The following is a 22,733-nucleotide window of genomic DNA, read 5'->3' on the forward strand; positions in this document are numbered from 1 at the left end:
CTAACTTCACCTCACCTTAAAATTCGTACCACTTTCATACCTCCTTTCAGTATAGGCTTTCATTCGTGTAAAATCAATGGTAGAAGCCCACGGCCCTATGTTTACGGCAATTGGGGGTAGGGGTATAAGTATATAGAAAGAAAAAAGGAGTTGAGAAATGATGAAATTAGTCATTATCGGTGGAGATGCTGCGGGAATGAGTGCAGCCATGCAGGTCGTACATAAACGAAAAGATGCGGAAATTACCGTTCTGGAAAGAGGTCCGATCTATTCGTACGCCCAGTGCGGACTGCCTTATTTTATTGGAGGAGTGGTGGAAGATACGGAGAGTCTGATCGCAAGGCCGGTATCTTTTTTCCGGGAAAAAGGGATTGATGCCCGCGTCCATCATGAAGTAACGGACGTGGATGCGGATAAACAGACCGTAAGCGGCAATGTTCTCGACACCGGGGAGACGTTTGAGCTGGAATATGATACGCTGCTAGTCGCCACCGGCGGCAGCCCGAACAGGCTATCGGTCGAAGGGGCGGATCTGGAAGGAATTCACGTTTTAAAAACGATTCCTGATGCCGAAAAAATTGCCGCAGACTTCGAAGGAAAGCAGAATATTACCGTAATCGGCGCCGGCTACATCGGGCTGGAGATTGCCGAAAACTTTGTGGAGCAGGGAAAAAACGTACGCATGATCAACCGGACAGACAAGCTCGGCAGTAACTTTGATGAACCTGTAAGTGATATGCTGCGTAAAGAAGCAGAACGCCACGGGATCACTCTTTCCCTGCACGAAGATGTCGACAGCTTTACCGGGGATGAAGAAGGCCGCGTCAAAGCGGTGAAAACGAACAAAGACACGTACGAAACGGACGGAGTCATTACCGCGATCGGCATAACGCCGAATACGAGTTTTCTGGAAGGAACAGGCATCTATGAGCATGCCTCCGGAGCCATACTGGTCGATCCTTATATGCGTACAAATAAAGCCAATATATACGCCGCAGGAGACTGTGCGACGCAGTACAACCGGATCAAGGAGCAGCACGATTATGTTCCGCTCGGGACGCACGCCAACAAGCAGGGACGTATTGCCGGAGCGAATATCGCGGGTGACAAAAAAACGTTTCAGGGAATGCTCGGGACTGCCATTTTGAAGTTTTTTGATATCACCGCCGGACGCACCGGCATCGACATAACCGAAGCAAAAAGCCTCGGCTTTGACTTCAGCGTGAAGAGCTTTGAACCGCTTCCCTACGCCGGGTACTATCCGGGAGCGGAGCCGATAACACTTCAGCTTATAAAAGATAATAAAAATGAACGGCTTCTCGGTGTCCAGGCAGCAGGTAAAGACGGCGTGGACAAGCGGATCGACGTGGCTTCGGTGATGCTTTTTAACAAAATGACGGTGGATGAGATTCAGGATCTCGATATCAGCTATGCCCCTCCCTATAATTCCACGTGGGATCCAATCCAGCGGAATGTGCGGCGTTTATAAAAGGCTACCTTGAAAATAAAGTAGTTAAGTGGTGAACATGCGCTTTCGTTTCCATGGGGACGCTTTCCGGGCGGGCCGGAGTCGCCCGATCTCCACTCCAGCGCCTGGTAAAAATACGGAGCAGGATCTGCCTTCTCATAAAGAAAATTCCGTCTTAAAAATCGCCTTGGCTTTGGAATCTAACTTTGTACATTCTTTGTTCAATCTATGTGCTCTTTTTAATCGACCATCAAAACGAAGCGGATACATGCCCGTGGAATAACAAGATTGGAAGATTCCGCAGGGTGCAGCCCATCCGGAAATCTCCTCCACGGCAGGCCGAAGCGAAGTTTCCTGCATTTATCAACACCAGACTTGGCTCTTACGCACGTTTGGTGAAAACAAGATATATCTGACAATAAACTAATTTAACCCTTAAACATTCTATCGTTTAAGCCTGGGCCACCAGCTTTTTAAGTAGACTTATCTTCTGTCATCGTAAGCCGGAAAGACAAGTTCCCCTTTTTCGCGTAAGAACCCCAGACTTTAACACAGCTTTTATAAAAGTATTGTTAAATAAAAAAGCCCTCTGCCATGTTTACTTTCGGGCAGGGGGCTTTTTAAAAACGCTATCGGTTATGACGTGCCAGGTTGACGGCGGGCACGTGGGTCGTTGTCGGTTTGTGCGGGACTTCGTGGCAGTGACGGCAGCGCGGTTCATAGGACTCCGAAGCACCGACGAGAATAATCGGATCATCGTAGGAAGCCGGCTTCCCGTCGATCAGCCGCTGCGTCCGGCTCGCCGGCGACCCGCAGGAAAGGCAGATAGCCTGCAGTTTGGTAACCGTTTCGGCAAGGGACATAATCGCGGGAACGCAGGCGAACGGTTCGCCGCGGAAGTCCTGATCGAGACCGGCACAGATGACGCGGATGTTATCATCTGCAAGGGTCTGGACGACATCGACAATGGCCGGGTCAAAAAATTGAACTTCGTCGATGGCTACGACCTGGGTGTCTTTTTCAAGCAGCGTATAAATATCTTCTGCATCGGTCGCGGGATAAGCAAAGACGGTCGTACCGTTATGGGAAACGACTTCTTTTTCGCTGTAGCGGTTATCAAGCTGTGGTTTGAATACCTGGATTTTCTGACGGCCGAAGCTTGCCCTGCGGACGCGGCGGATCAGCTCTTCCGATTTCCCGGAGAACATGCTCCCGCAGACGACTTCGATCCATCCTTCTTTTCGTGTTAGGTGCATGAGGCGACGCTCCTGTTCCGATAATTTTTCGCGAATGACGCAGAGGCAGGCAGCTTCCGGGAAAGGTGGTCTGCTGCTTTCAGCAAAGGTTTTCCCTTTCCCTGTTCCGGGGGAAACTGCCTGTTCTTATTTCTATATCTATATGTAATCTTACGCTTGTTCGGGCTGTAAGACAACTGTATTTAGTCATAAAAAAGCAGGCAGGAAAAATCCCTGCCTGCTTCGTCCGGAATATTATACTCCGTATTTTTTTCTGAACTTGTCTACACGTCCACCAGCGTCTGCGAACTTCTGCTTACCAGTATAGAAAGGGTGAGAATCAGAAGAAACTTCCACTGTATAAAGCGGGTAAGTGTTTCCGTCTTCCCATTCCACTGTGTTGTCCGTATGCGCTGTAGAACCGCTCAAGAACATGAATCCAGTACTTGAATCCTTAAATACGACTTTACGGTATTCTGGGTGAATTCCTTGTTTCATGTCTATTCAACTCCTTCCGCCCTGAATCTTTCGAAACAGAGTAAGTCTGTGCTGATCACTTCCACACATAGAAAGATTATATCAAGGGTCACTGAAGAATGCAATAAGCTATTTCTCTTTTTGAGAGGCTGCCTCGAAAATAAAACTTTGTGAAAGTCTGTTATTGATATATATAGATATATTGAACTTATTAATTAATCTCCACTTCTGTAACCAGCCGCTTTCGTTTCCATGGGGACGCTTTCCGGGCGGGCCGGCCTCAGCTAATTCCGTCCTCCCTTTGGTCGGGCGGAATGGATCTTCGGCTCGTCCTTTATCGCCCAGGAGTCGCCCCATGTACCCTGCAGCGGCCTGTTCTCCATTTCTGTTCTCTGCAGGTATGATCTGCGGTTAAAAATGATAACACCCTTCTTTCTTTCGATAGAGAAGACCGCTTTAGAGGTTATACATTTTATTTTTATAAATATTAAGTTCAATTTATATAGAACGTTTTTATGACTATTAGTCTGGTTACCTGAAAAAAAAGACCTATGAAACAGATGGAGGTGAATCCATTTCACAAGCCGCTCTTTTTGTTTATTTCTTAACTACGTGAGCATTCCTGTACATCTCGCTGTAAGTTTTATATCCCCCGCTTAAGTTGCGGGCTTTATAGCCATTTCCTTTAAGAATTCGTACGGCAAGGTATCCCCGCAGGCCTACTTGACAAGTGATATTTATGATTCTGTCTTTCGGCAGCTCCTGGAGACGGTCCCGCAGGTTATCGAGCTCGATATTCACTGCTCCCGGAATGGTGCCTTTTTCAAATTCTCCGGGGGTGCGTACGTCCACCAGTATTTCTCCGGCATTCATTCGCTCTCTTACCTCACCGGCGTGAATGATGTCTATTTCTCCATCTGCGACGTGAGACGCTGCATATCCGATCATGTTTACCGGGTCTTTAGCAGAGGAATATGGAGGGGCGTAGGAGAGCTCCAATTCCTGGAGATCGTATACTGTAAGACCGCCTTTTACAGCAGTCGCTATAACATCCACACGCTTGTCTACGCCGTCTTTTCCTACAGCCTGCACCCCGAAAATCTTTCCATCTCCGGGACTGAATATAAGTTTCATTGCGATAGGCGAAGCACCCGGATAGTAGCCTGCGTGGGAGAGCGGATGGATATGCACCGCTTTGAAATCTATGCCTGCTTCCCTAAGAGTTTTTTCATTGTTCCCAGCGGAAGCTGCGGTCAAATCAAAAACTTTGGCAACAGCTGTTCCGAGCGTCCCTGAATAAGCTTTTGGGTCACCGCTGATCGTATCCGCAGCAATCCTCCCCTGCCGGTTTGCCGGCCACGCAAGCGGCACCATAACAGGCGTATTTAATATATAATCTGTCGTCTCCACGGCATCACCTACAGCATAAATGTCCGGATCTTCTGTTTGAAGATATTTGTTAACAGCAATTCCGCCCCGATCCCCCAGGGGTAATCCGGCTTTTACTGCCAGTTCATTCTCCGGCGTTACCCCGATAGATAAAATAGTAATATCACTTGAAAGTTCTCTGCCGCTTGATAGAACCACTTTTTGTCCTTTCTGTTTGAACTCCTTTACCCCGTCATTCAAATGCAGATCTGTGTAATCGCGTATTCGGTTTTCAACAATGGCAGCCATTTCTTTATCCAGTGGTGCCATGACCTGGTCTGCCATCTCCACGATTGTTACGTTAAGACCTCTGGCATGAAGATTTTCCGCCATTTCCAGACCGATGAATCCTCCGCCAATGACGACTGCCTGTTTCGGTTTATGGTTGTCCACCCATGCTTTTATGCGGTCTGTATCAGGAATATCTCTTAACGTAAACAGATTTTCCGCTTCCGTTAAACCCGGGATTGGCGGGATAACCGGCCGTGCTCCAGGGGAGAGAAGAAGTTTGTCATAGGATTCCGTATATTCTTCTCCTGTAGGAAGATGTATAACTGACACCGTTTTATTCTCCCGGTTCACAGACATGACTTCTGTTTCATTTCGAACATCCAGCCTGAATCTCCGGGTCATTCCCTCCACCGTCTGGACGAGAAGCTTCTCCCGTTCTTCTATTGCCCCGCCTATGTAGTAAGGCAGCCCGCAGTTTGCAAACGAAACGTATTTTCCTTTTTCAAATACGACAATTTCGGTTTCTTCGCTGATTCTCCTGAGACGAGCTGCAGCACTCGCTCCTCCCGCCACTCCGCCTACGATGATAACTTTCATAATAAATCCCTCCATATAAGTTATGTGAAACATTGAACTTAATACCCTTACAGGTATAATAGCATCTGGTTTTGCGGTTGTCAAATAGGGCAAGGGGTATTTTACGTGTGTTGACGTTGGGATATTCCGCGTGCTCCCCAGCCGCTTAACGGAGAGGATACGTGTCCGGAAAGGTTTTTCGTGGATGCGAAGCCTGGACGCGATGATTTGGGTCTTTCCAAAAAGGCTATGTTAAGGAAATTTATTTCCAGTTAAAGAAATTTATGATACGGTAAGGTTATCTAAATTTACGAGGTGAACATAAATTAAGTACCGAGGAGGATTTTATGAATAATAAGAAGAAGCTGCTACTGTTTTTGGGGGCGGTGGCAGCGGGGACGTTCTTTATATTTCCACTATTGTCTATACTGGGTGTTCCAGGTTTTGAGGTTGTGTTAACTACTTTATTCGGTGAAAATAGTATCTTTGCTTTGATATTCTCATTGCTGCTTGTTCTTATAGTTATTTTTCTGCTTGTTAAACCTGCTAAAAAAGATGATTCATCTACTATTAATGATACTTAACAGAAACTACGGACTCGTTTGTTTAACAATCAGATATTATAAAAATGGCCTTCTATAGGAATGGAACTACTCCTTTATACAGGTAGAATGAATGATGGTCAAAAAGGGATCTTCTTTATTTAGAAGAACAGATTCTGCTCCGTATTTTTACGGGGAGCTGGAGTGGACATGGGGCGACTTCGGGGCGATGGAGGACGAGCCGAAGATCTATCTCCCCCGATCGCAGGGAGGAAGGAATTAGCTGAGGCCGGCCCTGCGCGCCCATGGAAACGAAGGCGCACGCTTATCCGCTTTATTTTCAAGACAGCATTCCAAAAAGGCAGCAGGCATCCTGTTTTTTACAGGAGCCTGCTGCCTTTTATTTATATTCACTTTCGATCGTTTTTCATTCTTCCTGTCAATTAACTTTTGACGGAGCGGCTTTGTTTGCCGCGTTCAAAGGAAGCAAAGAACTCTTCGTTCGTTTTCGTTTCTTTTACTTTTTTCAAGAAGCGTTCCATGTAGTCCGGCTGGTCGTTGAGCGTGCGGCGGATCGCCCACAGATCTTCAATCTGCTGTTCCGGAAGCAGCAGCTCTTCGCGCCGCGTGCTGGAGCGGCGTATGTCGATTGCCGGGTAGATACGCTTTTCGGCGAGCTTGCGGTCCAGATGAAGCTCCATGTTGCCTGTTCCTTTAAATTCTTCATATATTACATCATCCATGCGCGAGCCGGTTTCGACAAGCGCGGTGGCGAGGATGGTCAGGCTTCCACCTTCTTCAATATTCCGTGCCGCTCCAAAGAAACGCTTCGGACGGTGGAAGCTTGCCGGATCAATACCACCGGAAAGGGTACGCCCGCTCGGTGGCACGACGAGGTTGTAGGCACGCGCCAGGCGTGTAATGCTGTCCATCAGAATGACAACATCCTTTTTCGATTCTACGAGACGCATCGCGCGGTCTAAAACGAGTTCTGCCACCTTGATATGATTTTCCGGCACTTCGTCAAAGGTGGAGCTGACGACTTCCCCTTTAATCGATCGTTCCATATCCGTTACTTCTTCCGGGCGTTCATCAATCAGGAGAACGATGATTTCCATTTCAGGATGATTTTCTGCGATGCTGTTCGCTACTTCCTTCAACAGCAGCGTTTTACCGGCTTTAGGAGGTGCTACGATAAGGCCGCGCTGTCCGTAGCCTACCGGAGCAATCATGTCGAGAACACGGGAGGCCACGAGGTTCGGCTGATGTTCCAGCGTCATTTTCTTTTCCGGGTACAGCGGCGTCAGCTGTGGAAAGTGCGGGCGCTCACTTGCTTTTTCCGGGTCATCGCCATTGACGGCTGCTACCTGGAGAAGACCGTAGTAGCGCTCGTTTTCCTTCGGCTTGCGTACTTTACCGGATACGCGGTCTCCGTTGCGGAGTTTGAAGCGGCGGATCTGGGAAGCAGAGATGTAGATATCCTGCGGGCTCGGCTTATACGTATTGGAACGGAGAAAACCGAAGCCTTCCGACTGGATAACTTCCAGCACTCCTTCCATGAACATAAGATCTTCGTTTTCTGCCTGTTTTTTGAAAATGGCAAAAATCAGTTCTTTCTTTGAGAGCTGGCTGTAGTAGGAGACTTTATGTTCCTTTGCGAGCTCATAGAGTTCTTTCAGTTTCAAATGTTCCATTTCTTTTAATGTTACACCCATATATGTCACCAGACCTTTTTATAATTTAACGCTGTGTTTTTTATTTCAGGGAGTTATTGTAAAGATGAAAGTTCAGGAGAGAACTTGTGTGCAGGAAGATTTTTTCGAAGAATAGCTTCATCTATCTAAGCATATTTTCGTGGAGCTGACAATAGCCGGGGAAGAAATCCGGGCAGGAAGAAAAGCCTTCAGGGGTTGGCAGAAGCCTTCCCGCCGGCAGAAAACCGGCGGGGGGATTTTTCTTTTTCAGGAATTTTCGATTTCCTCTTTTTCAGCCGCTGACAGTTTTTCACGCCAGATTACGGCTCCAAGATTCGTCAATTTTTCTTCTAAATTCGCATAGCCGCGGTCGATGTGGGAAACGTTCGTGATTTCGGTGACTCCTTCCGCCATCAGGCCGGCTGCGACAAGGGCAGCCCCGGCGCGAAGATCCGTAGCGCTCACTTTTGCCCCCTGAAGCTTTGTTTTTCCGTTGATCAGGGCAGAACGTCCTTCCACTTTGATGTCGGCACCCATTCTTCTCAGTTCATCCGTATGCTTAAAGCGGGCATTGTAAATCGTATCTGTCACCATGCTCACTCCTGCTGCCTTTGTAAGCAGGGCAGTTATCGGCTGCTGAAGATCCGTAGCAAATCCCGGATAGACGAGTGTTTTAATATCGACCGGGTTTAACTCTTTTTTACTTTCAATATAAATGGAGTCATCTCCTGCCTCCACTGTCACTCCCATTTCCCGGAGTTTGGAACTGAGAGATTCGAGATGGAGGGGAATAATGTTGTCTATCGTTACCCCGCTGCCCATTGCAGCAGCAAAAATCATATAAGTGCCTGCTTCAATACGGTCGGGTATGATCGAATGACGACAGCCGTGGAGTTCCTCGACTCCGTCGATACGGATCATATTCGTACCCGCTCCTTTTATTTTCGCTCCCATATTGGAAAGCAGCGTAGCGACATCGATGATTTCCGGCTCCTTTGCCGCGTTCTCAATCACCGTGCGTCCTTCCGCTTTAACTGCAGCGAGCATAATATTAATCGTTGCGCCTACACTGACGACATCGAGATAAATTCTCGCGCCTGTAAGCTTTTCGGCCTGCAGGTAAATCGCTCCCTGCTCATTCGTCACTTTTGCACCGAGTGCTTCAAATCCTTTTATGTGCTGATCAATCGGCCGCGGACCGAGGTTACACCCTCCGGGAAGACCGATGACTGCTTTTTTAAACTTGCCGAGCATCGCTCCCATCATGTAATAGGAGGCCCGGAGCTTTTTGACACGGCCGTTCGGCAGCGGCATCGAGATCATATTTTCCGGATTCACCGTAAGAGACTCCTCGGAAAGAGTCGTTTCTGCTCCTGCTTCTTCAAGCAGCTCCGCGAGAATGGTGATGTCTGATATAGCCGGCAGGTTGTCAATTGTTACTGCGGAATCCGCCATGATAGCAGCTGGTATCAGGGCCACGGCGCTGTTTTTAGCACCGCTGACGCTGACGTGCCCTTTCAGTGGCTGTCCGCCTTTTATAAGTAGTTTGTCCATGCAGCATGTCCTTTCTTGCTTGAGAGTAGTCTGAATAGCAGCAGGTGCCGGCAGAGGTATTGTAAATGAAGAAAACCGGTCTGCCTGAAATCAGAACAGACCGGTGCAGTAAATTTAAACGCTGGTCTGGGCTTTCTGCCAGTCGCTTAGGAATTTTTCAATTCCTATATCTGTCAGTGGATGCTTCGTAATCTGTTCAATAACTTTCCACGGAAGCGTAGCAATATGCGCTCCGCGCAGGGCAGATTCTGTCACGTGCTGCGGATGACGGATCGAAGCTGCGATAATTTCTGTATCAATACCGTGAAGATCGAAAATTTCTGCAATCGTGGTGATCACTTCGAGCCCGTTCTGGCCGATGTCATCAAGTCTTCCTATGAAGGGAGAAACATACGAGGCACCCGCACGCGCTGCAAGCAGCGCCTGGTTTGCTGAAAATACGAGCGTCACGTTCGTTTTAATGCCTGCTTCGCTGAACGTCCGGACAGCTTTGAGGCCTTCGACAGTCATAGGAACTTTCACTGTGATATTCGGAGCGATTGCTGCCAGTTCTTTTCCTTCACGCACCATCCCTTCCGCGTCCAGGGATATGACTTCTGCACTTACTGATTCACTGACGAATTCAGTAATTTCGCGGAGGCGGTCGTGGAAATCCGCCCCTTCTTTTGCAACGAGTGATGGATTAGTTGTTACCCCTGCGAGAACACCAAGCTCCTGAGCCTTCTTGATTTCGCTGATGTTGGCCGAATCGATGAAAAATTTCATAACATAAACCCCTCCTGTTTTTATGAATGACAGCGCTTTCCAACGCTTTAAAAGAAGGAGCCAGTGCTCAAGGCACCGACTGCTTCCAATTTATTTATCTGCCTGACCGGAAGATCCGAATTCACGCATTTTACCGATAACTGTCGCTTTGATTGCTTCCCGTGCCGGCCCGAGATATTTACGCGGGTCAATCATGTCGGGATTTTCATCAAGCGTCTTGCGCACAGCAGCGACAGACGTGATCTGGTTTTCTGTGTTCACGTTGATTTTAGCTGTTCCGAAAGAGATAGCTTTCTTAATATCTTTTGTCGGAATACCAGTACCGCCGTGAAGAACAAGAGGAACTTCCGTGTTTTTCGAAATTGTTTCCATGCGGTCAAAGCCGAGGTTCGGCTCCCCTTTATAAGGTCCGTGTACGGATCCAAGTGCCGGAGCAAAGCAGTCCACCTGTGTTTCGCGGATCAGTTCGTCGCACTCTTCAGGAATGGCATACGCAGCTTCTGCATCATCTACGATAATGTCGTCTTCCTGTCCGCCGATACGGCCGAGTTCTGCTTCAACAGATACGCCGAGAAGGTGGGCTACTTCAACCACTTTCTGTGTAAGCGCAATGTTTTCAGCCAGAGGATAATGGGAACCATCTATCATAACGGAAGTAAATCCGGCATGCATTGCTTCCACACATTTTTCGAAGCTGGATCCGTGGTCGAGGTGAATGGCAACCGGTACTGTCGTATTGTAGCTGTCCATAAGACCTTCTACAATCGCGACGACGGACTTAAATCCGCCCATATACTTCGCTGCCCCTTCAGATACACCAAGAATAACCGGAGACTGCTCTTCTTCTGCAGCCTGCAGGATGGCCTGAGTGAACTCGAGGTTGTTCAGGTTAAACTGGCCAACACCGTAAGAGTTGGCTTTTGCTGTTTTCAACATTTCTCGCATTGATACTAAAGGCATACGATAAAGTCCTCCTTATGTCACGTGCAAAAATTAGCCCTGCTCAGGCGCTGCCTACACAAAAACAGGCAAACATGGATAAATCATTATCTCATGTCTGCTGTAAAATTGGACGTTTGTAAACAGCGTGTCAGAAAGGCTCGCAACGATATTATAGCATATTCACTATAGATTTCACGCTGATTTCCAATATTAATTTTCATACAGCGCTTACATCTTTTGTTTGTGGTCAAAAAATTCCCGTATCTTTTTCCGCACACTTTCTATGTCGAAAGGTTTGGCAAAATGTTCAATTGCACCGAGCTTCTTCGCTTCTTTGATCAATTCCATTTCACCGTAGGCGGTCATAAGGAAAACCTCTGTCTGGATGTTCCGGCTGCGCATTTCCCTGAGGATTTCGATTCCGTTCATGCCCGGGATTTTCAGATCCAGCAGCACAAGATCCGGCTTTTCTTTATCCAGAATCTCCAGCGCTGTTCTGCCATTTGCTGCTTCGTAGGTTTCGTAGCCGTCTTTTTCAAATACTTCTTTCAGCAGGACGCGGATACCGAACTGATCATCCACAACCAATAGTTTTTCTTTCATGCTGAACCCCTTCCCAGGCTGCTCCGTATTATTCCCTTTAATTACCATACTATGCCACTCTTCTATAAAGATCAACATTATCTTTTCCTATTTTTAGAGTATGCTGATAAAATAGGCTGCATTGCTTACTAAAGAAGGAGGAGTTACTATGATGAAAATTTTCGAGACCCAGCTTTCGGGGATTTTACGGAAGCTGGACGGTGCAGAAATGGAAATAGAGGATGCTGCGAGAATGACGGCCCAGAGCATTTTAAGTGACGGCCACGTGTATGCCGCCGCGTCCCCGGATCTTGGAGGCATCGTTTCCCAGGCGCTCCACGGAGCAGACGCAGTGCCTGACTGCGGCCGCCTGGAGGCTGACACCCCTCTGTCATCTCTCGATACGATCTGGCTGTTCACAAATGACGTTGAAGAAACGAGGGCAGAAATGCAGGCGGCTTTTGATTCCGGGGCTGCGCTGGTGCTTGTGATGCCGAAAAAGACCGGCCATGAATTGGAGCAGGAGGCTTCTTTTATTATCGAAACCAGCGTGACGCGCCCGCTTATTCCGACCGAGTCGGGCAGGCGGATCGGGGAGCCGCATCTTCTCGTTTCTCTTCACGTCTATTATGCGCTTTATTTTCAATTAATGGAAATTTTAGAGGAGCATGTGGAGGGATGACTGTTTTTTAAGAAGCGTCCTTCTTGAGGAAAATCGGTATGAAAAACCTGCATGACAGGATTGTCATGCAGGCAAGGCTGGTTAAAATGTCTTCTATCACGGATTTTTGTTCTGAATTAGCTTTCTTGCGCTCAACGGCGGAAGCTTTCCGCGGGGCTGGTCTTCAGCTATTTCTTCCGAAGCACGGCTTCTCCAGAAAGGATCTTCAGACTGCGCTTAATCCCGTCGGAGTCACCGCCGCTCGCTTCAGAAAGGAATCGCAGAAACAGATCAGACGGGTCTTTCACAGAGGAACCGTTTAAAACAGCCAGCCTTTCTCTTGATAAAAATATCTCAGCACAGTTTTTCGTCCCGAAGAAGCAAAGACCGTTCTGCTGACGCTCGAGATATCCTCCACGGCAGAGCTGAAGCGGGCTTTTCTACATGTATCAACAACAGACTTTACCCCAGCTTATATAAAGAAGAATTTCTCTGCTGTCTGCCTTCATGACGTTTTTGTCATGAAGGTTTTTTCGTTGTATAAAAAGGCGGGCTGCTTTTACAGGTCGTTTTGGGCGGCGCGGATAAATTCTCTGAAGAGCGGCTGCGGACGTGTCGGCCGTGATACGAATTCCGGGTGAAACTGGGAAGCGACGAAGAATGGATGATCGGTAATCTCAATAATTTCGACGAGGCGTCCGTCCGGGCTGAGTCCGGAGAAAGTGAAGCCTTTCTGCTCCATATCTTCACGATAGGCATTGTTGAATTCGTAGCGGTGACGGTGACGTTCATAAATTACCTGTTCCCCGTAAGTTTCATAAGCTTTCGTATTCGATTTAATCTTCGCAGGGTAGAGGCCGAGTCTCAGTGTGCCTCCCAAATCTTCTACATCTTTCTGCTCCGGAAGCAGATCGATCACCGGATGATTCGTTTCCGGCTGCAGCTCTGCCGAATGCGCATCTTTATGTCCGAGAACGTTGCGTGCGAATTCTACCGTGGCCAGCTGCATTCCGAGACAGATGCCGAGGTAAGGGACTTTTTCAACACGGGCGTATTCAATAGCAGCAATCTTCCCTTCGACGCCGCGGTCTCCAAACCCTCCCGGGACGAGGATCCCGTCTGCGCCTGCTGTTTTTTCAGCGACGTTTTCGCGGGTGACTTCTTCGGAATTTACCCATTTGATTTCCACGTCGGCGTCAAATTCAAAGCCGGCATGCTTCAGCGCTTCTGCAACGGAAAGGTAGGCGTCCGGAAGCTCCACATATTTTCCGACGAGCGCGATATTGACCGTTTTGGAAAGATTCTTCACACGGTCTACCAGAGCAATCCACTCTTCCATATCTGCTTCGCGGCAGTCCAGATTGAGGTGGTTGCAGACGAATTGATCGAGCTTCTGCTCCTGGAGATGAAGCGGTACTTCGTAAAGAGTGGAAGCATCTCTTGCTTCGATGACGGCACGTTTATCAATGTCACAGAAGAGAGCGATTTTGTCTTTCATATCTTCCGGCACCGGACGTTCGGTACGGACGACGATCACATTCGGCTGGATGCCGAGGCTGCGCAGCTCTTTGACGCTGTGCTGGGTCGGTTTTGATTTCATTTCTCCGGCTGCTGCGAGGTAGGGAATGAGCGTGCAGTGAATGTAGAGGACGTTGTCCGCTCCGACATCACTTTTCATCTGACGGATCGCTTCAAGGAAAGGCAGGCTTTCGATATCTCCGACAGTACCGCCGATTTCTGTAATGACAACATCCGGATTACCTTCTGAAGCGGCCAGCTTGATGCGTTCTTTGATTTCGTTCGTAATATGCGGGATGACCTGGACCGTTCCCCCGAGGTAGTCGCCGCGGCGTTCTTTTTTAAGGACAGAGGAGTATACTTTTCCTGTAGTCACGTTGCTGAATTTACCGACGTTAATATCGATGAACCGCTCATAGTGGCCGAGGTCAAGATCTGTTTCGGCTCCGTCGTCGGTTACAAAAACTTCCCCGTGCTGATAGGGGCTCATCGTGCCCGGGTCCACGTTAATGTATGGGTCAAACTTCTGGATGGTTACTTTTTTACCGCGGTTTTTCAGGAGGCGCCCCAGGGAAGCGGCGGTGATTCCTTTTCCTAGGGAAGATACTACCCCTCCGGTTACGAAAATATACTTTGTCATGACTGCTCATCTCCTTTATTTTTCACAAGCGGCTCTGCGCCTGTTGTTCAAGGGAACGGGGGATGGTTCAATTGTGCGGCATTTTTTAACGTTTCGTGCCGGCTGTAGGAGGGCCGGGGATTTCCGCCTCGTTGTTCTTTATACGAACAGCGAGCGTTCCCGGCGCCTGAAAAATGAAAAGCGCCCCCTCTTTTGTTGAAAGAGGGGGCGCTGATAATCTGCATAGGCAGTATAAATTAAAAGCGTTCCGCTGCTCCGTTTTTAAGGAGCCCAAACATGATTCTATCCGCGGTTCGGGGAAAAGTCAAGAGCGATTTACTTCTCTTCTTCGGATTCTTCCTCGTCTTTTTCATCCTCGGAAACTTCTCCGGCTGTATCACCGAATTCATCTTCATCAAGCTCGTCTGTGTCGGTATCTTCTTCGTTGGCAAGCTCGTCGAGTTCGTCTTCGATGTCTTCAAACTCGTCGTATTCTTCGAGCTCGTCATCGAATCCTTCTTCTTCTTTTGCAGCTTTTCGTTTTTTAGGCATCATCTGGGAGAGCTCTTCTTCTGTCTGCTCAAATGGATACCAGGAACGAAGGGCCCAGCGGTTATCCCCGAGATTAACGAATCTTCCATCGAGCGACATCTGCGTGTAGAGGTGAGCGATGCGTTCGTGTTTGCGTTCCTGGCTCAGACCCTGGATTTCTCCTACCTGATCAATCAGTACTCCGTAGTCCTCCGGGCTGTTCTTTTCATCGAGCAGCTCAAATGTCACATCAAGCATGGAGATTTCTTTCAGCTGTTCTTCTGTGTAATCTTTTAAACTCATATTTGACACACCCTTTCTCTGTCATCCTGTATCGTCATCATCGCCTGCTGCACAGGTGGCTTAGTCTACGTATAAATTCATACCTTCCATTATAAACATATGCCCTTCCATTTTTCCAGCGGAAACGTTAATTTTTATTCGGTTCCTTGAGCAGTTTGATCTTCGAATGGAAAATACCCTCTCCGCCGAACAGAACCTTCAGGTCCGTAAAGACACGAATGTCCGCCAAAAGCAGCTGCTTTTGACGGACATTCTCGTTACAGGTTTCGTCTGTACTGGCCGCCTACTTCGTAAAGGGCGGAAGTAATCTGGCCGAGACTTGCCACTCTTACGGTATCCATCAGTTCAGCAAATATATTGCCGCCGTCGAGCGCTGTCTGCTTTAATGCTTCGAGGGCTTTTTCGGATTCGTGGGCATGTGTGTCCTGGAAATCTTTCAGCTCTGTAATCTGCGCTTCCTTTTCTTCCTTCGATGCGCGGGCCAGTTCCATGTCGAAATCCTCTTCGGAAGGAGGATTCGGATTGAGGTACGTGTTAACCCCGACAATCGGCAGATCCCCGTTATGCTTTTTCGTTTCATAAAGCAGGGACTCTTCCTGGATCTTGCCCCGCTGATACTGCGTTTCCATAGCTCCGAGAACGCCTCCGCGGTCGCTCATGCGCTCCATTTCCAGAAGCACCGCTTCTTCCACAAGGTCGGTCAGCTCTTCGATAATGAAGGCCCCCTGCTGGGAGTTCTCATTTTTCGCAAGCCCCATTTCCTTCGTGATAATGAGCTGGATCGCCATCGCACGGCGGACGCTTTCTTCAGTCGGAGTCGTGACTGCTTCATCATAGGCATTCGTGTGAAGCGAGTTGCAGTTATCATAGATTGCGAGCAGTGCCTGAAGCGTCGTACGGATGTCATTGAAGTCGACTTCCTGGGCGTGCAGGGAGCGGCCGGACGTCTGAATGTGGTATTTCAGTTTCTGACTGCGTTCGTTTCCGCCGTATTTGCGGTCCATCGCAATCGCCCAGATACGCCGGGCTACCCGTCCAATGACGGTATATTCCGGGTCGAGACCGTTGCTGAAGAAAAAGGACAGGTTCGGTGCAAAGTCATCGATATTCATGCCGCGGCTCAAGTAATACTCTACGTATGTGAAACCGTTGGAGAGCGTGAAAGCCAGCTGGCTGATCGGGTTGGCTCCGGCTTCAGCGATATGGTAACCGCTGATCGAAACAGAGTAGTAATTGCGCACCTTTTTATCAATGAAATACTCCTGGATATCCCCCATCATGCGAAGGGCAAATTCCGTCGAGAAAATACACGTATTCTGTCCCTGATCTTCTTTTAAGATGTCGGCCTGCACCGTTCCGCGGACGACGTTTAATGTTTCATCCTGGATTTTCCGGCGTTCTTCCGCGTCCGGTCCGCGTCCTTCTGTTTCTTTGAATTTATCCAGCTGCTGATCAACAGCTGTATTCATAAACATGGCGAGAATGATTGGAGCGGGTCCGTTAATGGTCATCGATACCGATGTAGAAGGAGCCGTGAGATCGAACCCTTCATACAGCTGTTTCATGTCGTCCAGTTTGCAGATGCTCACGCCGCTTTCGCCGACTTTCCCGTAGACGTCCGGACGGTGGCCCGGATCCTCGCCGTAGAGCGTGACCGAATCAAATGCCGTACTGAGGCGTTTGGCGTCGTCCCCGTCGGACAGGTAATGGAATCGGCGGTTCGTCCGCTTCGGATTTCCTTCTCCAGCGAACTGGCGCTTCGGGTCTTCTCCTCTGCGTTTAAACGGAAATACTCCGGCTGTATAAGGAAAAGAGCCCGGTACGTTTTCGCTGCGCACCCAGCGGATAATCTCCCCGTAGTCGTGGTATTTCGGCAGTGACACTTTCGGGATATCGAGGCCCGACAGCGAACGTGTTTTCATTTCCGTAACGATTTCTTTATCACGGACTTTCGTCGTGAAAACCTCCTGGGAATACGCTTCTTTCGTTGCTTCCCATGTGTTCAGCGTTTTCTTTACGTCCGGAAGCAGACTTTCTTCCACTTTCGCTTTTAAATCCGGAAGCGGACCATGCTCAGCTCCTTCTTCTTCGAGCATCTTCATCGTTCCTTCGAGCTGGAAGAGCCGGCGGGCCTGCTCCGACTGTTTTTCTGTTTCCTTGTGGTACTTCTTAATAGTATGCGAGATTTCCCGCAGATAATGAATCTGATCCGGCGGTATAACGGCATTACGCAGCTGGATTTCCTCCCCTTTACCGAGGTCGGTCTCCCAGTCGGTGCCAAAGTTTGTATTAATGATTTTTACGAGCTCGTAAAACAGCCGGTTCATGCCCGGATCGTTAAACTGGCTCGCCACTGTACCGTAGACAGGCATTTCTTCCGGACTTTCATCAAAACGGAGATGGCTGCGCTGATACTGTTTTCTTACTTCACGACGGGCATCCTCCGAGCCTTTACGGTCAAATTTGTTGATCGCAATCAGATCCGCAAAATCGATCATATCGATTTTCTCAAGCTGGGATGGGGCTCCGAATTCGCTCGTCATCACGTACATCGATACATCGGCAATATCGGCGACCGCCGCGTCCCCCTGACCGATACCGCTCGTTTCTATAATAATCAAATCGTAGCCGGCAAGCTGTACGACCGGAATCGCTTCTGCGACTGCTTTGGAAAGTTCCTGCCTGCTGTCACGAGTCGCAAGCGAACGCATATACACCCGTTCGTGGTGAATCGCGTTCATGCGGATGCGGTCACCGAGGAGGGCGCCGCCCGTTTTCTTTTTCGTCGGATCGACGGATAAAATAGCGACGTATTTATCCGGAAAGGCACGCAGGTACCGGCGGACAAGTTCGTCTGTTAACGAGCTTTTCCCGGCACCGCCCGTTCCCGTAATTCCAAGCACCGGTGCGTTCCTGCCTGCTTTGCTGTGTATTTGTTTCAGTTCCTCCCCTTCCTCACTGGAAAGGTTCTGACCGAAGGAGCGTTTCTCTGCGATGGAGACATATTTAGCGAGCGCACGGTGCTCCTTTTGCTCGAGGCTGTCCAGCCCGGTGTTCGCTGCCGGAGTTTCAAAATCGCTCGCTTCCATAATTTCATCAATCATGCCCTGAAGACCGATTTTACGTCCATCCTCCGGAGAAAAAATGCGGCGGATGCCATAGTCGTGAAGCTCTTTGATTTCGGAAGGGATTATAACTCCGCCTCCTCCGCCGAACAATTGAATATGGCTGCCTCCGAGGCGCTGAAGTTCATCATACAGATATTTAAAGTATTCCACGTGTCCGCCCTGATAGGACGAAATCGCAATTCCCTGGACGTCTTCCTGAATAGCCGCCTGGGCCACTTCTCCGACGGAGCGGTTATGACCGAGGTGGATAACTTCTGCTCCGGAGGCCTGAAGCATCCGGCGCATAATGTTAATCGAGGCGTCGTGTCCGTCAAATAAAGCGGATGCGGTGACAAATCGTACTGGATGTGTCGGCTGATAGCTCAATGAAAATCCTCCTTTATGATTTTGCTGCTGTTTGTGTCGGGCTGAATCCGTGGACGAGCTGACGGATCTGATGTTCAATGTACTCATCGATGGTATATTCGCGGTGGAGAGCCCAGCGCCGGAAAGTCCACATCTGGCCGACGACCAGAATGTGATGGGCAGCGAGGGAAATCTCCCGGTCATCGAGCGTAATCCACTCCGCATCCCGGACCCTCCCCAGCTCTGCTTCGAACATTTCTTTCATACGCATTTCTTTTTCCAATACATATTTCAGCGCTTCTCCTGAAAGGGATTTGGATTCCTGATACATGACAAGCACCTCGTCCTGAAGCACATCCACGACGCGGAAGTACGCTTCCATTACCTGCTCCAGTCGTTCCATTCCGGTTAAATTTCCATCCAGGAGCTTTTCCCACTTCTGGACCACTTCCTCATAAACCGAATCGCAGACAAGGTAAAGAATGTCTTCTTTAGAGCCGATATATTCGTAGAGTGTGCCGATGCTGAAGCCGGATGCCTTGGCTACTTCTCTCGTCGTTGCTTTATGGTAGCCCTTTTCGTTAAACAGACTGACCGCTGCTTTCACGATCTGAGCCCGTCTTTTATCAACGAGGCGTCGGTCTTTCACGAGTGAAGGAACTTCTTTTTTCGACATTTACACCCTTCCTTTCTTCCTCATACTTTGCGACAGCTGCTTCAGCGAGTTCGTAAGGATCTTCCTCGTCTGCTTTTTTTATGACTTCAGCTACAAAAGGGGCGGCTTCTTCTTTCAGACGCTCCGTTACGCGGCGCCATACGTCGGATTCAAGCTGACGTCTGCGGCGTTCGTGCTTCTCTCCGGACTTCACCAGATAGTCATGATGAGCTTTTAAAGCTGTAATGACGTCCATCGTTCCTTCCCCTGACGTCGAGATCGTTTCCACGACCGCGCGGTGTTCAGGTGCGGAGGAAATGTGCAGCAGATCCTCCAGTTCCGCACGCAGCTGGGTGACGCCGGGAAGGTCTGCTTTATTAATAATGAAAAGGTCGGCAATCTCCATGATGCCGGCCTTAAACGCTTGAATAATATCACCGCCGGATGGATAGAGAACGAGAGCGACCGTGTCAGCCGTTTTCATAATATCGAGTTCTGACTGACCGACGCCGACTGTTTCGACGATGATTCTGTCGTAGCCTCCAGCGTCCAGAAGCCGGACGGTGTCCTGACATGCTTCCGAAAGACCGCCGAGGCTTCCGCGCGTCCCCATGCTGCGGATGAATACTCCTTTATCCGCGTCATGATCATGCATGCGGATGCGGTCGCCGAGCAGGGCACCGCCGGAAAACGGGCTTGTCGGATCGACCGCTATAACGGCAACCTTCTCCTCCGCTTTCCGCCAGTGTTTCACGAGCTGATTCACAAGTGAGCTTTTCCCCGCTCCGGGAGAGCCGGTAATACCGATCACCTGGGCTTTCCCGGTATGGGGGTGAATTTGTTTCATAAGTCCGCGGTGGGCAGGCGCCCGGTCTTCGACGATGGAGATCGCTTTGCCGAGCGAACGCTCACTCCCGCGAAGGAGAGCGTCGATCTGTTGCTGTTCCATCGTCCTTCCTCCTTAGTCCTGCATAAGCATTTTGGAAATAACGAGACGCTGTACTTCGTTGGTTCCTTCATAAATCTGGGTAATTTTCGCATCGCGCATGTAACGTTCCACCGGGTAGTCTTTTGTAAATCCATAGCCGCCGAATACCTGTACCGCTTCGACAGTTACTTCCATTGCGGAATCTCCGGCAAACAGCTTCGACATAGCGGAAGCTTTGCCGTAAGGAACCCCGGCAGACTCTTTCCATGCTGCCTGGTAGGTAAGCAGCCGTGACGCTTCCACTTTTGTGGCCATGTCAGCCAGTTTGAAACCAAGACCCTGATGATGGCCGATCGGCTTTCCGAACTGCTTGCGTTCTTTTGCATAATCCACTGCTTTATCAAGCGCTCCCTGGGCAATACCGACCGCCTGGGCTGCAATACCGTTTCTTCCGCCGTCCAGTGTCATCATGGCAATTTTAAATCCTTCTCCTTCTGCACCAAGACGGTTGGCCTGAGGGATTCGAACGTTGTCCATAATTACTTCCAGCGTTGGAGAGGAGCGGATGCCGAGCTTCTTTTCTTTTTTACCCATTGTGAAGCCTTCCATTTCCTTTTCGACGATGAAGGCCGTACATCCTTTATGTTTTTTATCCGGCTCGGTGAGTGCAAACACAATATAAATATCTGCCTCGCCTCCGTTAGTGATCCATACTTTGGAGCCGTTCAGAAGGTAGTCATCTCCGTCGCGTACGGCTGTCGTTTTCATCGCCGCCGCGTCACTTCCGGAACCTGGCTCGGACAGGCAGTAGGCGCCCAGCTTCTTACCTTCCGCCATCGGTCTTAAGAACGTCTGCTTCTGTTCTTCCGTTCCGAACGTATACACGGGCCACCCAGCCAGAGATACGTGCGCGGACAGCGTCACACCTGTGGATGCGCAGACCCTGGAGAGTTCTTCCACCGCTATAACGTAGCTCAGGTAGTCCGCTCCGATCCCGCCGTACTCTTCAGGCCAAGGGATGCCGGTAAGGCCTAGTTCGGCCATCTGATCGAAAATACCCCTGTCAAAACGTTCTTCTTCGTCCCTTTCGGCTGCGGTTGGTTCTACCTCTTTTTCTGAAAAATCTCTTACCATTTTGCGGATCATTTCCTGTTCATCTGTTAGTTGAAACTGCATGGTTCGTAATCCCCTTTCGGTTGTTTTTATTTTGGGAAAGTCTGTCTGTAAACTGTATAAAGTGACCTTCATCTTTCAATATCCATTTCTGTAAATGGCAGTCTTCGTTTTCATAGAGACGCTTTCCGGGCAGGCCGGTCTAAGCTCCCGGACGGCAGTTACCCCGAGGGTTTTCTTTACGTTGGTATGGAAGAGAATCAGGCTCCTATAAACGAAATTTGACTTTGAAAAACTCTATTTAAAAAGGTGCTTGCTGATGACGATTCTTTGGATTTCGTTTGTACCTTCGTAAATCTGAGTGACTTTGGCATCGCGGAAAAAGCGTTCTACAGGGTAATCTTTTGTATAGCCGTAGCCGCCGAATACCTGCACCGCTTCAATTGCTACCTGCATCGCTGTATCTGAAGCGAACATTTTGGCCATAGAGGCTTCTTTTCCGGAAGGAACGCCTCTTGTCCGCAGATCCGCCGCCCGGTATGTAAGCAGTTTTGCCGCTTCCACTTTTGCTGCCATATCTGCCAGCTTAAAGCCGAGACCCTGGTGATGGCCGATCGCTTTGCCAAACTGTTTGCGTTCTTTTGCATAAGCAGTTGCTGCTTCCAGTGCCCCTTCCGCGATACCGAGCGCCTGGGCGGCAATTCCGATGCGTCCGGCATCCAGGTTAGCCATGGCTATCTTAAAGCCGTCGCCTTCTCTTCCGATCAGGTTTTCTTTTGGTACCCGGCAGTCTTCGAAAGAAAGAGGTGTTGTACTGGAACCACGGAGCCCCATTTTGTTTTCTTTCGCCAGAACTTCGAAGCCGGGAGTATCTTTTTCAACGATAAAAGCGCTCATGCTGTTACTCGTTCCGTTTTTATCGGTACGTGCGAAAACGATATACGTATCGGCATAGCCGCCGCTCGTAATCCACATCTTGGAGCCGTTCAGCACGTAGTGATCCCCGTCCAGCACGGCAGTTGTTTTCATTGAAGAAACGTCGCTGCCTGCTCCTGCTTCCGAAACGGCGAACGCCCCTAAATATTCTCCGGAGGCAAGTTTTGGAATATATTTTTTCTTCTGTGCTTCCGAGCCGAAATATAAAATCGGATTCGTTCCGACGGACGTATGAACAGAAAGGATGACCCCTACTGCTGCACTCACTTTTGATAACTCGTGAATCGCGATCATGTAGGACGTATAATCCATTCCGGCACCGCCGTATTCTTCAGGAATCGGCATGCCCATTAATCCAAGAGCACCCATTTCTTTTACGATGTCGACCGGGAATTCGTCGTATTCTTCCATCCGCTCGACGGCTTTTGCTACCTTTTCTTCCGCAAACTGCCGTACCATGCGTCTTGTCATGTTCTGTTCATCTGTAAAGTGCAGGTTCATG

At 49.2% G+C, this 22,733-nt stretch carries 18 protein-coding genes; 3 read left to right on the forward strand and 15 right to left on the reverse strand.

What is annotated here, in order from left to right; all coding sequences use genetic code 11:
* The first annotated feature begins 160 nt into the window (after positions 1-160).
* Entirely contained in the window at positions 161-1,489 is a 1,329-nt protein-coding gene (locus FTX54_RS15625; protein WP_147802830.1) for an FAD-dependent oxidoreductase, read from the forward strand.
* Positions 1,490-2,097: 608 nt separating this feature from the next.
* Here FTX54_RS15625 and FTX54_RS15630 read toward each other — a convergent pair.
* From FTX54_RS15630 to FTX54_RS15640, 3 genes are all read right to left on the reverse strand, one after another.
* Positions 2,098-2,724 carry a thymidine kinase gene (locus FTX54_RS15630; RefSeq protein ID WP_147802731.1) on the reverse strand — a complete coding sequence of 209 codons (627 nt, stop codon included), beginning with the start codon at positions 2,722-2,724 and terminating at the stop codon, positions 2,098-2,100.
* Positions 2,725-2,958: 234 nt separating this feature from the next.
* Positions 2,959-3,201 carry a type B 50S ribosomal protein L31 gene (locus FTX54_RS15635; protein WP_147802730.1) on the reverse strand — a complete coding sequence of 81 codons (243 nt, stop codon included), beginning with the start codon at positions 3,199-3,201 and terminating at the stop codon, positions 2,959-2,961.
* 576 nt (positions 3,202-3,777) lie between these two features.
* A complete protein-coding gene (locus FTX54_RS15640; RefSeq protein ID WP_246125560.1) occupies positions 3,778-5,436 on the reverse strand; it encodes a CoA-disulfide reductase in 1,659 nt (552 codons plus the stop codon).
* Between the two features lie 326 nt (positions 5,437-5,762).
* Here FTX54_RS15640 and FTX54_RS15645 point away from each other — a divergent pair, with 326 nt between their 5' ends.
* Entirely contained in the window at positions 5,763-5,999 is a 237-nt protein-coding gene (locus FTX54_RS15645) for a hypothetical protein (RefSeq protein WP_147802728.1), read from the forward strand.
* A 401-nt stretch (positions 6,000-6,400) separates the two neighbouring features.
* Here FTX54_RS15645 and rho read toward each other — a convergent pair whose 3' ends face one another.
* The 5 genes from rho to FTX54_RS15670 form a co-directional block, all read right to left on the reverse strand.
* Positions 6,401-7,672, reverse strand: a complete 1,272-nt coding sequence (gene rho / locus FTX54_RS15650; protein ID WP_147802726.1) for a transcription termination factor Rho — start codon at positions 7,670-7,672, stop codon at positions 6,401-6,403.
* 246 nt (positions 7,673-7,918) lie between these two features.
* Positions 7,919-9,205 (reverse strand): UDP-N-acetylglucosamine 1-carboxyvinyltransferase, encoded by a 1,287-nt coding sequence (locus FTX54_RS15655; RefSeq protein WP_147802725.1) that lies wholly within the window; start codon positions 9,203-9,205, stop codon positions 7,919-7,921.
* 114 nt (positions 9,206-9,319) lie between these two features.
* Positions 9,320-9,970 carry a fructose-6-phosphate aldolase gene (fsa, locus tag FTX54_RS15660; RefSeq protein WP_147802724.1) on the reverse strand — a complete coding sequence of 217 codons (651 nt, stop codon included), beginning with the start codon at positions 9,968-9,970 and terminating at the stop codon, positions 9,320-9,322.
* Positions 9,971-10,060: 90 nt separating this feature from the next.
* Entirely contained in the window at positions 10,061-10,930 is an 870-nt protein-coding gene (gene fba, locus FTX54_RS15665) for a class II fructose-1,6-bisphosphate aldolase (RefSeq protein WP_147802723.1), read from the reverse strand.
* 210 nt (positions 10,931-11,140) lie between these two features.
* Positions 11,141-11,515, reverse strand: a complete 375-nt coding sequence (locus FTX54_RS15670) for a response regulator (protein WP_147802722.1) — start codon at positions 11,513-11,515, stop codon at positions 11,141-11,143.
* Positions 11,516-11,663: 148 nt separating this feature from the next.
* On the opposite strand from FTX54_RS15670, the gene FTX54_RS15675 reads away from it, so the two are divergent.
* Complete coding sequence (locus FTX54_RS15675) at positions 11,664-12,176, forward strand: DUF2529 family protein (RefSeq protein ID WP_147802721.1); 513 nt, start codon at positions 11,664-11,666, stop codon at positions 12,174-12,176.
* 538 nt (positions 12,177-12,714) lie between these two features.
* Here FTX54_RS15675 and FTX54_RS15680 read toward each other — a convergent pair.
* The 7 genes from FTX54_RS15680 to FTX54_RS15710 all read right to left on the reverse strand — a co-directional run bounded on the left by FTX54_RS15680 (position 12,715) and on the right by FTX54_RS15710 (position 22,732).
* Positions 12,715-14,313: a CTP synthase gene (locus tag FTX54_RS15680; RefSeq protein WP_147802720.1), complete on the reverse strand. Its 1,599-nt coding sequence runs from the start codon at positions 14,311-14,313 to the stop codon at positions 12,715-12,717.
* Between the two features lie 315 nt (positions 14,314-14,628).
* Positions 14,629-15,126 carry a DNA-directed RNA polymerase subunit delta gene (gene rpoE / locus FTX54_RS15685; RefSeq protein WP_147802719.1) on the reverse strand — a complete coding sequence of 166 codons (498 nt, stop codon included), beginning with the start codon at positions 15,124-15,126 and terminating at the stop codon, positions 14,629-14,631.
* 257 nt (positions 15,127-15,383) lie between these two features.
* Positions 15,384-18,620, reverse strand: coding sequence for a fused isobutyryl-CoA mutase/GTPase IcmF (gene icmF, locus FTX54_RS15690; RefSeq protein ID WP_246125559.1), 3,237 nt, complete (start codon positions 18,618-18,620; stop codon positions 15,384-15,386).
* 13 nt (positions 18,621-18,633) lie between these two features.
* Complete coding sequence (locus FTX54_RS15695) at positions 18,634-19,275, reverse strand: TetR/AcrR family transcriptional regulator (RefSeq protein WP_147802717.1); 642 nt, start codon at positions 19,273-19,275, stop codon at positions 18,634-18,636.
* Entirely contained in the window at positions 19,226-20,203 is a 978-nt protein-coding gene (gene meaB, locus FTX54_RS15700; RefSeq protein ID WP_147802716.1) for a methylmalonyl Co-A mutase-associated GTPase MeaB, read from the reverse strand. Before meaB ends, FTX54_RS15695 begins: the two co-directional genes overlap by 50 nt.
* Positions 20,204-20,215: 12 nt before the next feature.
* Positions 20,216-21,358, reverse strand: a complete 1,143-nt coding sequence (locus FTX54_RS15705; RefSeq protein ID WP_147802715.1) for an acyl-CoA dehydrogenase — start codon at positions 21,356-21,358, stop codon at positions 20,216-20,218.
* A gap of 234 nt (positions 21,359-21,592) precedes the next feature.
* Positions 21,593-22,732, reverse strand: coding sequence for an acyl-CoA dehydrogenase (locus FTX54_RS15710; protein WP_147802714.1), 1,140 nt, complete (start codon positions 22,730-22,732; stop codon positions 21,593-21,595).
* Between the last annotated feature and the right edge of the window lies 1 nt (position 22,733).

Source organism: Alkalicoccus halolimnae (assembly GCF_008014775.2).
GTDB classification, from domain to species: Bacteria; Bacillota; Bacilli; order Bacillales; family Salisediminibacteriaceae; genus Alkalicoccus; species Alkalicoccus halolimnae.

Excerpts from the sequence above, each read along its gene's own strand:
- FTX54_RS15635 (WP_147802730.1), bottom strand. The coding sequence starts at position 3,201 with ATGAAACAAGGAATTCACCCAGAATACCGTAAAGTCGTATTTAAGGAT.
- FTX54_RS15680 (WP_147802720.1), bottom strand. The coding sequence starts at position 14,313 with ATGACAAAGTATATTTTCGTAACCGGAGGGGTAGTATCTTCCCTAGGA.
- FTX54_RS15655 (WP_147802725.1), bottom strand. The coding sequence starts at position 9,205 with ATGGACAAACTACTTATAAAAGGCGGACAGCCACTGAAAGGGCACGTC.
- rho (WP_147802726.1), bottom strand. The coding sequence starts at position 7,672 with ATGGGTGTAACATTAAAAGAAATGGAACATTTGAAACTGAAAGAACTC.
- FTX54_RS15625 (WP_147802830.1), top strand. The coding sequence starts at position 161 with ATGAAATTAGTCATTATCGGTGGAGATGCTGCGGGAATGAGTGCAGCC.
- rpoE (WP_147802719.1), bottom strand. The coding sequence starts at position 15,126 with ATGAGTTTAAAAGATTACACAGAAGAACAGCTGAAAGAAATCTCCATG.
- fba (WP_147802723.1), bottom strand. The coding sequence starts at position 10,930 with ATGCCTTTAGTATCAATGCGAGAAATGTTGAAAACAGCAAAAGCCAAC.
- FTX54_RS15670 (WP_147802722.1), bottom strand. The coding sequence starts at position 11,515 with ATGAAAGAAAAACTATTGGTTGTGGATGATCAGTTCGGTATCCGCGTC.
- FTX54_RS15705 (WP_147802715.1), bottom strand. The coding sequence starts at position 21,358 with ATGCAGTTTCAACTAACAGATGAACAGGAAATGATCCGCAAAATGGTA.
- FTX54_RS15645 (WP_147802728.1), top strand. The coding sequence starts at position 5,763 with ATGAATAATAAGAAGAAGCTGCTACTGTTTTTGGGGGCGGTGGCAGCG.
- fsa (WP_147802724.1), bottom strand. The coding sequence starts at position 9,970 with ATGAAATTTTTCATCGATTCGGCCAACATCAGCGAAATCAAGAAGGCT.
- FTX54_RS15695 (WP_147802717.1), bottom strand. The coding sequence starts at position 19,275 with ATGTCGAAAAAAGAAGTTCCTTCACTCGTGAAAGACCGACGCCTCGTT.
- FTX54_RS15710 (WP_147802714.1), bottom strand. The coding sequence starts at position 22,732 with ATGAACCTGCACTTTACAGATGAACAGAACATGACAAGACGCATGGTA.
- FTX54_RS15675 (WP_147802721.1), top strand. The coding sequence starts at position 11,664 with ATGATGAAAATTTTCGAGACCCAGCTTTCGGGGATTTTACGGAAGCTG.
- FTX54_RS15630 (WP_147802731.1), bottom strand. The coding sequence starts at position 2,724 with ATGCACCTAACACGAAAAGAAGGATGGATCGAAGTCGTCTGCGGGAGC.
- FTX54_RS15640 (WP_246125560.1), bottom strand. The coding sequence starts at position 5,436 with ATGAAAGTTATCATCGTAGGCGGAGTGGCGGGAGGAGCGAGTGCTGCA.
- meaB (WP_147802716.1), bottom strand. The coding sequence starts at position 20,203 with ATGGAACAGCAACAGATCGACGCTCTCCTTCGCGGGAGTGAGCGTTCG.